The organism is Citrobacter sp. Cpo091 (assembly GCF_030332645.1).
Classification (GTDB): Bacteria; Pseudomonadota; Gammaproteobacteria; order Enterobacterales; family Enterobacteriaceae; genus Citrobacter; species Citrobacter portucalensis.
In genome coordinates, this window is sequence record NZ_JAOWHL010000028.1 from 1,022,418 (window position 1) to 1,037,004 (window position 14,587).

12 protein-coding genes are annotated in these 14,587 nt (G+C 52.5%); 3 read left to right on the plus strand and 9 right to left on the minus strand.

What is annotated here, in order from left to right; translation table 11 throughout:
* Positions 1-5: 5 nt before the first annotated feature.
* The 5 genes from fabD to yceD form a co-directional block, all read right to left on the minus strand.
* On the minus strand, positions 6-935 hold the full coding sequence (fabD, locus tag OGY04_RS08425) for an ACP S-malonyltransferase (RefSeq protein ID WP_286585108.1): 930 nt from the start codon (positions 933-935) through the stop codon (positions 6-8).
* 15 nt (positions 936-950) lie between these two features.
* Complete coding sequence (gene fabH / locus OGY04_RS08430; protein ID WP_003832181.1) at positions 951-1,904, minus strand: beta-ketoacyl-ACP synthase III; 954 nt, start codon at positions 1,902-1,904, stop codon at positions 951-953.
* Between the two features lie 77 nt (positions 1,905-1,981).
* Positions 1,982-3,061 (minus strand): phosphate acyltransferase PlsX, encoded by a 1,080-nt coding sequence (gene plsX / locus OGY04_RS08435; RefSeq protein WP_071846967.1) that lies wholly within the window; start codon positions 3,059-3,061, stop codon positions 1,982-1,984.
* A gap of 123 nt (positions 3,062-3,184) precedes the next feature.
* A complete protein-coding gene (rpmF, locus tag OGY04_RS08440; protein WP_003036242.1) occupies positions 3,185-3,358 on the minus strand; it encodes a 50S ribosomal protein L32 in 174 nt (57 codons plus the stop codon).
* A gap of 16 nt (positions 3,359-3,374) precedes the next feature.
* Positions 3,375-3,896, minus strand: coding sequence for a 23S rRNA accumulation protein YceD (gene yceD / locus OGY04_RS08445; protein ID WP_124022145.1), 522 nt, complete (start codon positions 3,894-3,896; stop codon positions 3,375-3,377).
* A gap of 197 nt (positions 3,897-4,093) precedes the next feature.
* Here yceD and OGY04_RS08450 point away from each other — a divergent pair, with 197 nt between their 5' ends.
* The gene (locus tag OGY04_RS08450; protein WP_003832177.1) at positions 4,094-4,678 is read left to right on the plus strand and encodes a Maf family protein; all 585 of its coding nucleotides are present in this window, start codon (positions 4,094-4,096) and stop codon (positions 4,676-4,678) included.
* An 82-nt stretch (positions 4,679-4,760) separates the two neighbouring features.
* Here OGY04_RS08450 and rluC read toward each other — a convergent pair whose 3' ends face one another.
* The gene (gene rluC, locus OGY04_RS08455; protein ID WP_003036228.1) at positions 4,761-5,714 is read right to left on the minus strand and encodes a 23S rRNA pseudouridine(955/2504/2580) synthase RluC; all 954 of its coding nucleotides are present in this window, start codon (positions 5,712-5,714) and stop codon (positions 4,761-4,763) included.
* Positions 5,715-6,288: 574 nt separating this feature from the next.
* Between rluC and rne the strand changes: the two genes are divergently transcribed.
* The gene (rne, locus tag OGY04_RS08460; protein WP_286585109.1) at positions 6,289-9,552 is read left to right on the plus strand and encodes a ribonuclease E; all 3,264 of its coding nucleotides are present in this window, start codon (positions 6,289-6,291) and stop codon (positions 9,550-9,552) included.
* Between the two features lie 40 nt (positions 9,553-9,592).
* On the opposite strand, the gene OGY04_RS08465 is transcribed toward rne, so the two are convergent.
* Positions 9,593-10,540 (minus strand): LysR family transcriptional regulator, encoded by a 948-nt coding sequence (locus OGY04_RS08465; RefSeq protein ID WP_411909589.1) that lies wholly within the window; start codon positions 10,538-10,540, stop codon positions 9,593-9,595.
* Between the two features lie 99 nt (positions 10,541-10,639).
* Here OGY04_RS08465 and OGY04_RS08470 point away from each other — a divergent pair, with 99 nt between their 5' ends.
* Positions 10,640-11,839 (plus strand): MFS transporter, encoded by a 1,200-nt coding sequence (locus tag OGY04_RS08470; RefSeq protein ID WP_286585110.1) that lies wholly within the window; start codon positions 10,640-10,642, stop codon positions 11,837-11,839.
* Between the two features lie 78 nt (positions 11,840-11,917).
* Here OGY04_RS08470 and flgL read toward each other — a convergent pair whose 3' ends face one another.
* On the minus strand, positions 11,918-12,871 hold the full coding sequence (flgL, locus tag OGY04_RS08475) for a flagellar hook-associated protein FlgL (RefSeq protein ID WP_125363408.1): 954 nt from the start codon (positions 12,869-12,871) through the stop codon (positions 11,918-11,920).
* 14 nt (positions 12,872-12,885) lie between these two features.
* On the minus strand, positions 12,886-14,544 hold the full coding sequence (gene flgK, locus OGY04_RS08480; RefSeq protein ID WP_286585111.1) for a flagellar hook-associated protein FlgK: 1,659 nt from the start codon (positions 14,542-14,544) through the stop codon (positions 12,886-12,888).
* Positions 14,545-14,587: the final 43 nt, after the last annotated feature.

Sequence of the window (14,587 nt, forward strand, 5' to 3'; positions counted from 1 at the left end):
CTCTTTTATTGCTCTAGCGCCGCAGACAGTGCCGCCGGCTCATTCAGTGCCGAAGCAGTCAGGGTGTCAACAATACGTTTCGTCAGACCGGTCAGAACTTTACCCGGACCGACTTCATACAGGTGCTCTACGCCCTGGGATGCCATAAATTCAACGGTTTTAGTCCACTGAACCGGGCTATACAGCTGACGAACCAGCGCATCGCGAATTGCGTCTGCCGTGGTCTCGCACTTCACGTCGACGTTGTTCACAACCGGAACAGTCGGCGCGTCAAAGGTGATTTTCTGCAGCTCAACGGCCAGTTTCTCAGCGGCAGGCTTCATCAGCGCGCAGTGAGAAGGAACGCTGACCGGCAGCGGCAGCGCACGCTTAGCGCCCGCGGCTTTACAGGCAGCACCAGCACGTTCTACGGCTTCTTTATGCCCGGCAATAACCACCTGACCCGGTGAGTTAAAGTTTACCGGTGAAACCACCTGGCCTTCGGCAGACTCTTCGCACGCTTTAGCGATAGCGGCATCGTCCAGACCGATAATAGCAGACATGCCGCCAGTGCCTTCCGGAACCGCTTCCTGCATGAATTTGCCACGCAGTTCAACCAGACGTACGGCATCGGCAAAACCGATAACACCCGCACATACCAGCGCAGAATATTCGCCCAGGCTATGACCCGCCATCAGCGCAGGTGTTTTACCCCCCTGCTGCTGCCATACGCGATAAAGCGCAACAGATGCGGTCAACAGCGCGGGCTGCGTCTGCCAGGTTTTATTCAGTTCTTCAGCCGGACCTTGCTGAGTCAACGCCCACAGATCATAGCCCAGTGCAGCTGATGCTTCAGCAAATGTTTCTTCAACAATTGGGTAGTTTGCTGCCATTTCAGACAACATCCCAACGGTCTGGGAACCCTGCCCCGGAAACACAAATGCAAATTGCGTCATGTTTAAATCCTTATACTAGAAACGAACCAGCGCGGAGCCCCAGGTGAATCCACCCCCGAAGGCTTCAAGCAATATCAACTGCCCAGCTTTAATACGCCCGTCGCGGACGGCTTCGTCCAGCGCGCACGGTACGGAGGCAGCAGAGGTATTACCATGTCTGTCGAGCGTCACGACAACATTATCCATCGACATACCCAGCTTTTTAGCTGTCGCGCTGATAATGCGCAGGTTAGCCTGATGCGGCACCAGCCAGTCCAGCGCAGAACGGTCGAGATTATTGGCTTCCAGCGTTTCATCAACGATGTGGGCAAGCTCGGTCACCGCGACTTTAAATACTTCGTTACCCGCCATCGTCAGGTGGATCGGGTTTTCCGGGTTCACGCGATCGGCGTTAGGCAGCGTCAACAGTTCGCCGTAGCGACCGTCAGCGTGCAGATGCGTGGAGAGAATGCCTGGCTCTTCTGATGCGCTCAGTACAACCGCACCAGCCCCATCACCGAAAATGATGATCGTTCCGCGATCGGTTGGATCGCAGGTACGGGCCAGGACATCGGAGCCAACGACCAGAGCATGCTTAACTGCGCCAGATTTAACGTACTGGTCGGCAACGCTCAGGGCGTAAGTGAAGCCAGCACAAGCGGCTGCAACGTCAAACGCCGGACAGCCTTTGATCCCCAGCATACTTTGGATCTGGCACGCCGCGCTTGGAAATGCGTGAGTGGATGATGTGGTAGCAACCACAATCAGACCAATTTGTTCTTTGTCGATGCCCGCCATTTCAATCGCACGGTTTGCGGCGGCAAAGCCCATCGTCGCAACTGTTTCATTTGGCGCTGCAATATGGCGTTCACGGATACCTGTACGAGTGACGATCCACTCATCAGATGTCTCAACCATTTTTTCCAAATCGGCGTTAGTACGCACTTGTTCAGGCAGATAGCTGCCAGTACCAATAATCTTCGTATACATGTACGCTCAGTCACTTTTTGGTTATATACCGCTACGAGCAAATCGCTGATACGTTGGCCACATTCACAAACGCACGGTTATCTGTGTGCTCGTGATTTTGCGCTTTCGCCACCGTCCAGCAGTTCGAATCCAGCTGGGTATACAGATTCCAGGCGAGCGGCAATTCGCTGAGGAACTTGTCGCTGCACCGCCTGCACTGCCTGTTCAATCGCGACTTCAAATGCTCGCTGATTGGCCGCACCATGACTCTTAATCACCGTGCCGCGCAATCCTAACAGACAGGCGCCATTATACTGGTCGGGGTTGAGGTGACTAAATCGCCTTGTCAGGCTTTTTTGTAACCAACGTTTTAATAACAGAAGCCACCACGACCGTTTTTTGCCCTCACCCTGAGATTTCAGCAGTGAAAGGAACATTCTGACAACACCTTCCATCGTCTTTAATGTGACATTACCTGTAAAACCGTCACAGACCAACACATCGGTTTTGCCAGTCAGTAACTCATTGGCTTCAAGATAGCCGATATAATTAATGGAAGGGATTGTTTTTAGCACAGCTGAAGCATCTCGAATACTGTCAAGACCTTTCGTTTCTTCTTCGCCGATGTTGAGTAACGCCACGCGAGGATTGGCAATGCCAACAACCTCTTCTGCCAGCACGGAACCCATGACGGCAAATTGCACCAACATCGTGCTATCACAATCTACGTTGGCGCCCAAATCCAGCACCACCGTTTTGCCCTTTTGCTGATGGGGTAACACCGTCACCAACGCAGGACGCTCAATCCCCTCAAGAGGTTTGAGCAATAACTTCGCAAGTCCCATGAGTGCGCCCGTATTACCGGCGCTGACACAAGCTTGTGCCTGACCTTCTTTCACGAGCTCCAGGGCAACACGCATTGAGCTTCCACGACTGGCGCGAATAGCTTGCGAGGGCCGGGCATCACTGGCAATAACTGACTGAGCAGGGATAATCTGCAGACGCGAACGTTGTTCGAAGTCAGCTTTGGCAAGTAATGGCGTGATTGTATCGGGATCCCCGACTAAAAGAAGTGTGAGTTGCGAATTAGAATTCAGTGCCTGCAATGCTGCAGGCACTGTCACGGTAGGGCCAAAATCTCCCCCCATGACATCTAACGCCAGGGTTAGACGTGTCAAGGTATCGTCGCTGCCCGGTTAGGTGTTTCCCCAGTCACCCGGGGAAAGCCTCACTAAGCTTCATCACGCGTTCACTCTTTGTCTTTCTCACCAGAAGTGGGAAAGCCATTGAGTCATGCGTGATTACTTAGCGATTACCTTACGGCCACGGTAGAAACCGTCGGCAGTGATGTGGTGACGCAGGTGTTGTTCACCAGAAGTTTTGTCTACAGACAGGCTGGTGACTGCGGTCAGAGCGTCATGAGAACGACGCATGCCACGTTTGGAACGGGTTGGTTTATTCTGTTGTACGGCCATGGACCTTACTCCTCAATTACTTACGCTTTAAGCTGGCTAATACGGCAAATGGGTTTGGTTTTTGCGCTTCATCAGGCAATTTGCCAAAGACCATGTCCGCCTCGGACACTTCACAGTGTTCAGAATCATGCACCGGAACTACCGGCAAGGAGAGGATAATCTCATCTTCAACCATTGCAAGCAGATCGATTTCACCGAATTCGTTAACCTCAATCGGCTCATACGCTTCCGGGAGTGCTTCAGCCTGCTCGTCAGAACGGACAGGACTAAAACAATATGTTGTGTGAACATGAAGTGGGAACGGTTTCCCGCAACGCTGACATTCGAGCGTAACCGATACCTTCGCATCACCGGTTATAACGGCGAGACGCTGGTTATCGATAGCGAACGACATGGAGCATTCCACATCACTGTCCACACTGACTACAGAATCGGCGACGCGCTCAACCAGATCAGAAGTATAGATACCTTCATAATCGAGGCGTTTTTGAGCCGTACGAACCGGATCAAGAGTCAGGGGTAATTTTACCTTTTGCATAGGGCGCGCATATTAACTTTGTAACGTCATATAGTCAAAGAAAAAGGCAGCCTGTGGTTGCCTTTTGCCAATAATTCGCACACATTGCGGGTCATCGACTTAAAATCGCTCAAGACAAGCCACTACAGCCAGCTTGTAGGTCGAAGTCCATAGTTTAAAATGGCTCTCATCAATACGCTATATGCGAGGGAAAAAATATGCCTCAACTTATTCTTGCTTCTACCTCCCCCTGGCGTCGCGCTTTACTCGAAAAACTGGCAATCCCGTTTGAATGCGCTGCGCCAGAGGTTGATGAAACGCCGTTGCCCGGCGAAGCACCACGCCATTTAGTCTTGCGACTGGCGCAGAAAAAAGCGCAATCTCTCGCCCACCGTTACCCATCGCATCTGATTATTGGCTCCGATCAAATTTGTGTTCTTGATGGTGAAATAACCGGCAAACCATTAACTGAAGAAAATGCCCGCCAACAATTACTCAAAGCCCGTGGCAATATTGTGACGTTTTACACCGGACTGGCGCTGTATAATTCTGCGACCGGACATTTACAAACTGAAGTAGAACCTTTTGACGTCCATTTCCGTCATTTAAGCGAGGCGGAAATTGATGATTATCTGCGTAAAGAGCGCCCGCTCCATTGTGCAGGTAGTTTCAAAAGTGAAGGGTTAGGTATTGCACTCTTTGAACGCCTGGAGGGTCGTGATCCAAATACCCTGATCGGTTTGCCGCTTATCGCGTTGTGTCAAATGCTGCGGCGGGAAGAGATGAACCCGTTGAATGCCTGATTGATCTGCCTGATGGCGACGCGATGCGTCTTATCAGGCCTACGGTGCATCACACGATTGTAGGCCTGATAAGCAACGCGCATCAGGCTTTACTGCGTAAAACCTCAAGGCAGCGCTTCAATTGCTTATCCATCGGCGCCTCAATACGCATCACTTCACCCGTTCCCGGATGGGTAAATTTCAACGCTGCGGCGTGCAGGAAAAGTCGATTCAACCCCGTATCCGCCAGTTGCTTATCGAACTCACGGTCACCGTAGCGATCGTCAAATGCAATTGGATGACCGGCATACTGGGTATGCACACGAATCTGGTGCGTACGTCCGGTCACCGGGCTACAGCGCACAAGCGTGGCAAACGCATAGCGCTCTTCCACTTTAAAACGTGTTTCTGACGGTTTGCCTTCCTGGTTCACCCGCACGATACGCTCGCCGCTTTGCAGAATGTTCTTTAACAGCGGCGCCTGCACGGTTTTGACATGCGACTGCCATTGACCTCGAACCAGCGCGAGATAGTCTTTCTGCATGCCTTTTTCACGCAGTTGTTCATGCAATGAACGCAAGGCTGAGCGCTTTTTAGCCACCAGCAAAACGCCGGAGGTATCCCGGTCGAGGCGATGCACCAGTTCAAGGAAACGCGCTTCAGGTCGCAACGCACGTAATCCTTCAATGACGCCAAAGCTTAACCCGCTTCCGCCATGTACGGCCGTACCTGAAGGTTTGTTAAGCACCAGAATGTGGTCATCTTCATATAAAATGACGTCGGTCAGCGCCGCGACCTTTTGCAGGTTCGGTGAAATGGCCTCTTCTTCACGTTCAGCGACACGCACAGGTGGAATACGCACAATATCCCCGTCTTCGAGTTTGTACTCGGGTTTAATGCGTTTTTTATTCACCCGCACTTCGCCTTTACGCAAAATGCGATAAATCATACTTTTCGGCACGCCCTTAAGCTGGGTGCGCAAAAAGTTATCGATGCGTTGCCCTGCTTCGTCGGCAGTAATGGCAACTGTTTTTACGGCTGGAGTCTCTGTTTTCATGGGGGCCGATTTTAAATAGCCATCAAGATTCGCGCCACACATTTTTCTATGCTTATATTAACTGCTATACCCTATTACTTAAGTTTGACATAGCCGATTTGGTGGTTATTAAAGCAATCACTACGCGGAAGTGAAAAAACTGTGAGTAACCGGGTGATAAATGGCAAAAGTCATCTTGCTATAACAAGGTTAGCAGTGGAATAATGAGGTTGTTTCCGTGTTGAATCTTGTTAAAACAAGAACTTTTCCGGAATGACCCAATTTTGCCCGACCGATCATCAACGCAGCAATGGCGTAAGACGTATTGATCTTTCAGGCAGTTAGCGGGCTGCGGGTTGCAGTCCTTACCGGTAATATGGAAGCTTTTCTGGAGAGTAACACCCAGACTGTTCCCCTGATAATTGCGCTGTGTTTCCGTATGAAATGCAGGCAACCGACACTCTGCGCCTCTTTGAGCTGACGATAACCGTGAGGTTGGCGACGCGAATAGACACGAGGCCATCGGTTCACACCCGGAAAGGCATTACTCTGCCCGCAGCTTAGTCGTCAATGTAAGAATAATGAGTAAGTTACGATGAAAAGAATGTTAATTAACGCAACTCAGCAGGAAGAGTTGCGTGTCGCCCTTGTAGATGGGCAACGTCTGTACGATCTGGATATTGAAAGTCCTGGACACGAACAGAAAAAAGCCAACATCTATAAAGGCAAAATTACCCGTATTGAACCGAGTCTGGAAGCTGCTTTTGTTGATTACGGCGCTGAACGTCACGGTTTCCTCCCGTTAAAAGAAATTGCCCGCGAATACTTCCCCGCTAACTACAACTCCCATGGTCGTCCCAACATTAAAGACGTGTTGCGCGAAGGTCAGGAAGTCATCGTTCAGATCGATAAAGAAGAACGCGGCAATAAAGGCGCTGCGCTGACTACCTTTATCAGCCTGGCGGGTAGTTATCTGGTTCTGATGCCGAACAACCCGCGCGCGGGCGGTATCTCCCGCCGCATTGAAGGCGACGACCGTACCGAATTAAAAGAAGCGCTGGCAAGCCTGGAACTGCCTGATGGCATGGGCCTTATCGTGCGTACCGCAGGGGTCGGCAAATCCGCCGAAGCGCTGCAGTGGGACCTGAGCTTCCGCCTGAAGCACTGGGAAGCGATTCAAAAAGCCGCTGACAGCCGCCCTGCTCCGTTCCTGATCCACCAGGAAAGCAACGTTATCGTTCGCGCTTTCCGTGACTACTTACGTCAGGACATCGGCGAAATCCTTATCGATAACCCGAAAGTGATGGAGATGGCGCGTCAGCACATCGCCGCATTGGGTCGTCCGGATTTCAGCAGCAAAATCAAACTGTACACCGGCGAAATCCCGCTGTTCAGCCACTATCAGATCGAGTCTCAGATTGAATCCGCGTTCCAGCGCGAAGTGCGCCTGCCGTCCGGCGGCTCAATCGTTATTGACAGCACAGAGGCCCTGACCGCTATCGATATCAACTCCGCGCGTGCAACTCGCGGCGGCGACATCGAAGAAACTGCGTTCAACACTAACCTTGAAGCAGCCGATGAAATTGCCCGTCAGCTACGTCTGCGCGACCTCGGCGGTCTGATTGTAATCGACTTCATTGATATGACGCCGGTTCGCCACCAGCGCGCGGTTGAAAACCGTCTGCGCGAGGCCGTACGCCAGGACAGAGCGCGTATTCAGATCAGCCATATTTCTCGCTTCGGTCTGCTGGAGATGTCTCGTCAGCGTCTGAGCCCGTCTCTGGGTGAATCCAGCCATCACGTGTGCCCGCGCTGTTCCGGCACCGGTACCGTACGTGATAACGAATCACTGTCGCTGTCTATTCTGCGTCTGATCGAAGAAGAAGCACTGAAAGAAAATACGCAAGAAGTTCACGCTATTGTTCCTGTGCCAATCGCCTCTTACCTGCTTAACGAAAAACGTACCGCGGTTAATGCTATCGAAACGCGTCAGAATGGCGTGCGCTGTGTGATCGTGCCAAACGATCAGATGGAAACCCCGCACTATTCTGTGCTGCGCGTACGCAAAGGGGAAGAAACACCGACCCTGAGCTACCTGCTGCCGAAACTGCATGAAGAGGCAATGGCATTGCCGACGGAAGAAGAGTACGTCGAGCGTAAACAGCCTGAGCAACCGGCGCTGGCCACCTTCGCCATGCCTGACGTTCCGCCAGCCCCTGCTCTGCAGGAACCTGCCGCGAAAGCCGCCGCGCCTAAAGCTGCAGCAGCAACCGCAGCCGCTGCCGCACAGCCCGGTTTGATTAGCCGTTTCTTTGGCGCACTGAAGTCCATCTTCGGTGGTAGCGAAGAAGTGAAACCGGTTGAACAACCTGCGCCGAAAGCTGAAGAGAAAACCGAACGCCAGCAGGATCGTCGTAAACCGCGTCAGAACAACCGTCGCGACCGTAACGATCGTCGTGATAACCGTGATAATCGCGGTGACCGTGACAACCGTAGCGAACGTTCAGAAAACGGCGAAAACCGTGAAGATAACCGCCGTAACCGTCGTCAGTCCCAGCAGCAAAATGCGGAAGCTCGCGATAACCGCCAGCAAACCACTGATGTTGTAGACAAAGCGAAATCCGGTGATGAACAGCAGGCGCCGCGTCGTGAACGCAACCGCCGTCGTAACGATGACAAGCGTCAGGCTCAGCAGGAAGTTAAAGAGCTGAACCAGGCTGAACAACCTGTGCAGGATACCGAGCAGGAAGAGCGCGTACGTCAGCCTCAAACCCGCCGCAAACAGCGTCAGTTGACTCAGAAAGTGCGTTTCACAGACAGTCCGGCGGTTGAAGCCGAAGTGGCTACTGTTGCTGCAATCGCTGAAACTGCTGTTGCTCAACCAACAGAACAGCCGGTACCGGCACAGCGCACCGAACTGGCGAAAGTTGATCTGCCAGCCGTCGTTGCGACTGAGCAGGAAGACAACAGCGAAGCTCGTGACTCCAACGGTATGCCGCGTCGTTCTCGCCGCTCTCCTCGCCATCTGCGCGTCAGTGGACAGCGTCGTCGTCGTTACCGTGACGAGCGTTATCCGGTTCAGTCGCCGATGCCGTTAACGGTCGCCTGCGCATCTCCTGAATTAGCGTCCGGTAAGGTTTGGATCCGCTACCCTGTTGCACGTCCTCAGGATCAGCAGGTTGAAGAACAGCGCGAACAGGAAATGGTCCAGCAGCAAGCTGCACCTGTCGCCGTAGAGCCTCAGGTTGCTGCCGCTGCCGTTGAACACATTGTGGATACCCCTGCGCCGGTTGAAGCCGTGCAACCAGAGGTTGTCGTAGCTGAGCCTCAGGCCGCCGTTGTTGAAACCACACAGGTTGAAACCACGCATCCGGAAGTGATTGAGACCCCGGTCGAGGAAGAACCGCAAATTATCGCTGCATCTGATGCGCCCGTAGCAGAAGAAATCACCGCTGAAGCCGAACCTGTGGCTGACGTTGTGACTGCACCGGTTGCCGAAGAGCCTGCAGAGGTTGTTATTCCCCAGCCAGAAGTGGTTGAAGAGATTACTGAGGTTGTGGAAACAGCGCCAGTTGTTGAAGAAGTTGCAGCGCCGAAAGACGTTGTTGCCGCGCCTGTCGTCGAAACTGAAGTCGTTAAGGCTGAAGTTGTCGCAGCCAGCGCTGATGCTGAACACCTGCACAGCCATGCAACCGCGCCAATGACCCGCGCTCCGGCACCGGAATATGTGCCAGAAGCGCCGCGTCATAGCGACTGGCAGCGTCCGGCATTCGCCTTTGAAGGCAAAGGTGCCGCAGGTGGACATAGCGCAACGCATCAAGCGACTGCGCCAGCAACACGTCCACAGCCTGTTGAGTAAGCCATAATCAATATCAAAGCCGGCCTTCGGGTCGGCTTTTTTATATCTGTTCTACGCCTTTCATCCCCGTCAGCTGCGGCATAACATCCTTCATTAGGGCCAGAAACTTGCGTAAGCGGGTCGGATAGTAACGCGCCCACGGATAAACCAAATGTACAGGCAACGGCGCCGCATGCCACTCAGGTAGCAACGCAACCAGACGTCCGTCGGCAATGTCCTCCGCCACCATCCAGCTTGAAACAATAGTCACTCCCAACCCTGCCTGCGCGGCATTTCTTGCGACATAAATACTGTCTGTGCTTAATCTGGGTGAAATATTCAGCGTGACTGGCTCATTACGCAATTGGTGCAACAACGAAACGCTATGCTGATAAAACGTGTTCACGGCAATCCAGGGCAGCGCTGATAACTGCTCAGGATGAGAAAGCTCGCCATATTGCTCCAGCAGTCCTGGACTCACCACCATACTACGGGGGACTTCAGCCAGTAAGACGGAAACCGTGGCCGGATCCACCTCAGCACCAACCCTGATCGCGCAATCAATATTATCGCTCAGAAAATCAACGGTTTTATCGTTGAGCATCCACTCTACTGCCAACTGGGGATAGCGCGAAAGAAACTGCAAAAGCGGCTCAAGTAGTTGTTGTTGCCCGAAGGCATGCGGTGCGCGGACTCGCAACGTCCCCACCGGTTCATCTTCTGTGACATTAAGTCCATCTTCCAGCGCCAGCCAGGCATCAATAATCTTCTTAGCATGCTGATAGCCTCTTTCGCCGTCGTCGGTCAATTTCATCGCATGCGTGGTACGCATAAGCAGTTTCACACCCAGCAGCGTCTCCAGCGATTGCAGCCGTCGGCTAACGGTCGCCTGTGTCGTCCCTATCTGTTTTGCCGCTGCCGAAAGCGATCCTGCTTCGACAATACGTACAAACGTACGCATCAGCTCCACCCTGTCTATACGTTCATTTTTTATCATTTTCAGTTTCATCATACGTCTGACGTATAACTGTTTTACCACTGCGCTCGCTACCGCGCCACTCGCTTATGGATAAAAATAGCCGTACATCCTGTGATTGAGGAATCATTTGTGAACACACATACCGCACTTTCCCGTTGGGTCATTTTTGTTCTGGCAATGGGCGCCGGATTCAGCGTGGCCGCTATCTACTACGCCCAGCCTCTTCTGCCTTTAATGGGTCAGGATCTGGCCTTAAGTCTCACCGGTATGGGGTTGGTCCCGACGCTGACCCAGGCGGGATATGCGTTAGGTATATTGTTTTTATTGCCATTAGGCGATCGTTATGACCGCCGGACATTAATCCTGCTGAAAAGCATCTCTCTTGCCGCGCTGCTGCTGGCCTGTAGCTTTACCGGTCAGTTGCATTCGCTATTACTGGTGAGCCTGCTGATGGGGATGGCGGCAACCATGGCACAAGATATTGTGCCTGCGGCGGCAATACTGGCGCCCGACGGCAAGCAGGGAAAAACGGTGGGCACCGTGATGACTGGCCTTCTGCTGGGGATTTTACTCTCACGTACCGTCAGTGGACTGGTGGGCGAAGCGTTTGGCTGGCGCGAGATGTATCAACTCGCTGCCGTCAGCATTGCCATAATTACCGCGATTATGTGGAAAGTACTGCCTCGCTTTACGGTCCATTCCACGTTGAGCTATCCATCATTAATGCTCTCAATGGCGCAACTTTGGCAACGATATTCCACCTTGCGCCGCGCAGCACTGGCACAAGGCTTTCTGTCCATTGCTTTTAGCGCCTTCTGGTCTACGCTGGCGGTAATGTTATCTGAGCATTACCACATGGGTAGCGCTATAGCGGGTGCTTTTGGTATCGCGGGAGCAGCCGGAGCGCTTGCCGCACCGATGGCAGGCCATCTTGCCGATAAAGTGGGTGCGGCAAAAGTGACGCAATTGGGTGCTTTGCTGGTAACGGTATCTTTCGCACTAATGTTTTTGTTACCCGCCCTGCCCGTTCAGGGGCAGTGGCTGCTCATCGCCCTTTCGGCGGTAGGTTTTGATCTCGGATTGCAATCCAGCCTGGTTGCTCACCAGAATCTGGTCTATAGCCTGGAGCCTCTGGCACGAGGACGATTGAACGCTCTGCTGTTTACGATGGTGTTTATCGGTATGGCGCTGGGTTCGGTTCTCGGAAGTCAGGTCTACGCCCTGGCAAATTGGGAAGGTGTCGTTGCGTTGGCTACCTTCAGCAGTACAATTGCGTTGGTCATAAGACTGACGGGGAACCCGTCGCTTAGTAAGACGTCGGTTGCCTAAAAAAATGCCCGCTCCGGGGTGTTAAAGGAGCGGGCAGACAAACATACCCAGTTTCAAGATATGTTTCAAAACGAGACGTTAACGATTGAGCTGGAACAACGACATTCCCTGCATATCGGTGAACGCTTTATAGGATGCCTGTAGCGCAGCCTGCTGCATGACATAAGACGAGATCGCGGCGTTCCAGTCGACATCCACCAGATTACTCATCTGCTGAGTTTGGCCTAATGCACGATCGGCGCCCAGTGAATCCAGCGAGCTTAATTCACTCAGTTGCGTACCTAATTCTGCACGAACGGACAGGACGTTATTCAACGAGTTTTTCAGGCCACGGTTGGTTTTATCAATGGCAGCAGCGGCGGTAGCTTTTGCCACGTCATTACCCTCAATAGGGGTTTTGAGCGCATCAATAGCGGTATCCAGCATTTTGAACAGGTTCTTTTCCTGAGTGCCGCCACCAGGTTCCGGTACAGCGTTGCTGGTCAGGTTGGCGAATACTTTATCGCCAGTATGACCAATCACCATGGTTCGGGAGGCATCGACCTGTTGGGTAACGTTTGTTGTACCGCCGCTGTAAGCGCCATCTGTCTGGGCAAACGGTGCGGATTCTGTTTTATATCCACCGAAAATATAGCGACCATTACCGTCGGTACTGTTTGCCAGGTTCATCAGCTGATCGCGGATCCCCTGTAGGTCGGTGGCCAGCGATGCACGGTCATCATCACTTAACGTTCCGTTCCCGGCATAAACGATTTTTTCCTGTGCAGCCTGAATTGCCGTCGTCACCTGGCTCAGAACATTCTCTTCCAGCGACACCTTTTGCGTCGCGAATGAGCGTGCCAGCGTATATTGGCTGTTCTGCGCCTGAGCCTGAGAAAGTACCACGGCCTGCGAGGCGGCAATCGGATCGTCTGATGGGTTGATCACGCGTTTGCCCGTTGACATCTGCTCGCCGAACTTCATCCATTCAGCCTGAGAGTTAGTGATGCCACGCATATTCTGCTGGTACATCATCTGGGTGCTGATACGCATTGTGTCCCTCTCCCTTAGCGGATATTAATCAGTGCATCAAACAACGCATTCGCGGTCTGCAGCACTTGCGCGTTAGCCAGGTAATACTGCTGAAAACGCTGTAAATTACCGTACTCTTCGTCGAGGTTAACGCCGGAAATAGACTGTTGCTGCCGGTAAAGCTGTGTCACCACGTTGTTCTGGGTGGTGGCGCTGGTTTTCAGCGTAGCGGTTTTGTTCCCGACATCGCTTACCAGCGTGGCATATGCATCGTTGAAGGTCTTATTACCGACAGTCGCTTTGGTTTGCAGATCTAACAGTTTCTGACCGTTACGGTTGTCGCTCTTGCCTTTATCGATGGTGGGGTCCGTATCATTTTTAGACACTTGAGCCATGGCGATTTTCGACTCGTCGGTCACCATAACTTTCATATCAACGATAGCGTTACTCACGGGTTTTACAGTAAAACTGTCATTAGCTTTCGCGCCAGCATTAACGGTGATTTCCATCCCGTCAAAAGACATTTTTCCACCGGTAACGGTGGCTTTGAAGCTGGTATTATCCGCCAGGCGAGTAACCTGCCAGTCCGTCCCATCAAAAACGATTTTATAATCTGTCGCCTGCACAGCGGAGCTGTCAGTGATCTTAGCGCTTAACGATTCTGTGCCCGTATTTTTCGCGTTGTTGAAGACTTCCGGGCTGCCGATAGCAAAGAAATCCTTACCCTGATCGCCGTTGGCATCAAAACCTTCTTTATGCTGGGCGTTAAATGCACTGGCAAATGCAAGCGCCAGTTGACCGAGGGTATTACGCGTCTGATCCAGCTCCTGAGAACGGAAGGTGAGCAGTCCGCCCAGTGAACCGGTATTCAGCAGTTTCTCCGGAATTTCAACAGCTCCGGCAACGCCATCAACGTAGGCCACGGTTGTACGATTAGGATCATCGCTGGAAGGCACTGCCGCCAGTTGACGTGCATTGCTGCCCTGCACCAGCGAATAGCCGTTGGCCATGGTCAGGTTGTAAGTGCCACCATCCTGAACGCTGACTTCAACACCGACAATCTGATTCAATTCACTGACCAGCTGATCGCGCTGGTCAAGCAGGTCGTTAGGAGACGCGCCTGCGCCGACGCCTGTCATACGAGAAATCTGGTCGTTGAGGCTGGCAATTTGTTTCGAATAGTTGTTGATCTGATCAACGCTGGCTTTAATCGCGGTGTTGACCTGCTTATCCTGATCGCGCAGATACTGGTCGGTCGTTTTAAACTGATTCACCAACCCATCAGCTTTACCGATTAGCGCCTGGCGTGCCGCCGGATCTTCGGCGTTGCTGACCAGCGTTTGCAGGCTGGTAAAAAAGTCCTGCATGGAGGTCGAAATAGAACTGGTTTTGCTGGAGAGCAGATTGTCGATTTTTGACATTTGCTCATAACGTGTCGTCAGACCGCTGCTCTGGTTCTGCGCTGCTCGCAACTGGTTAGTGATAAAGGAGTCATATTCACGTTGTACACCAGAAACATAGACACCATTGCCTACCCAGCCCCCCGCACCCAGCGTGCTGTTCGCTTGCGCCATAATTGTCGTCTGTCGGGTATATCCGGCAACGTTATAGCTGGAGATGTTGTTACTGGCAGTATTCAACGCGGCCTGCGCTGCGCTGAGTCCACTCATCGCGTTATTAATCAAGCTGGACATGGAGGTTCCTTGTAATCCTTCAATACTCGTTATTATCGGCAGC

Excerpts from the sequence above, each read along its gene's own strand:
- fabD (WP_286585108.1), bottom strand. The coding sequence starts at position 935 with ATGACGCAATTTGCATTTGTGTTTCCGGGGCAGGGTTCCCAGACCGTT.
- fabH (WP_003832181.1), bottom strand. The coding sequence starts at position 1,904 with ATGTATACGAAGATTATTGGTACTGGCAGCTATCTGCCTGAACAAGTG.
- rpmF (WP_003036242.1), bottom strand. The coding sequence starts at position 3,358 with ATGGCCGTACAACAGAATAAACCAACCCGTTCCAAACGTGGCATGCGT.
- yceD (WP_124022145.1), bottom strand. The coding sequence starts at position 3,896 with ATGCAAAAGGTAAAATTACCCCTGACTCTTGATCCGGTTCGTACGGCT.
- OGY04_RS08450 (WP_003832177.1), top strand. The coding sequence starts at position 4,094 with ATGCCTCAACTTATTCTTGCTTCTACCTCCCCCTGGCGTCGCGCTTTA.
- rluC (WP_003036228.1), bottom strand. The coding sequence starts at position 5,714 with ATGAAAACAGAGACTCCAGCCGTAAAAACAGTTGCCATTACTGCCGAC.
- rne (WP_286585109.1), top strand. The coding sequence starts at position 6,289 with ATGAAAAGAATGTTAATTAACGCAACTCAGCAGGAAGAGTTGCGTGTC.
- OGY04_RS08465 (WP_411909589.1), bottom strand. The coding sequence starts at position 10,540 with ATGAAACTGAAAATGATAAAAAATGAACGTATAGACAGGGTGGAGCTG.
- flgL (WP_125363408.1), bottom strand. The coding sequence starts at position 12,871 with ATGCGTATCAGCACCCAGATGATGTACCAGCAGAATATGCGTGGCATC.
- flgK (WP_286585111.1), bottom strand. The coding sequence starts at position 14,544 with ATGTCCAGCTTGATTAATAACGCGATGAGTGGACTCAGCGCAGCGCAG.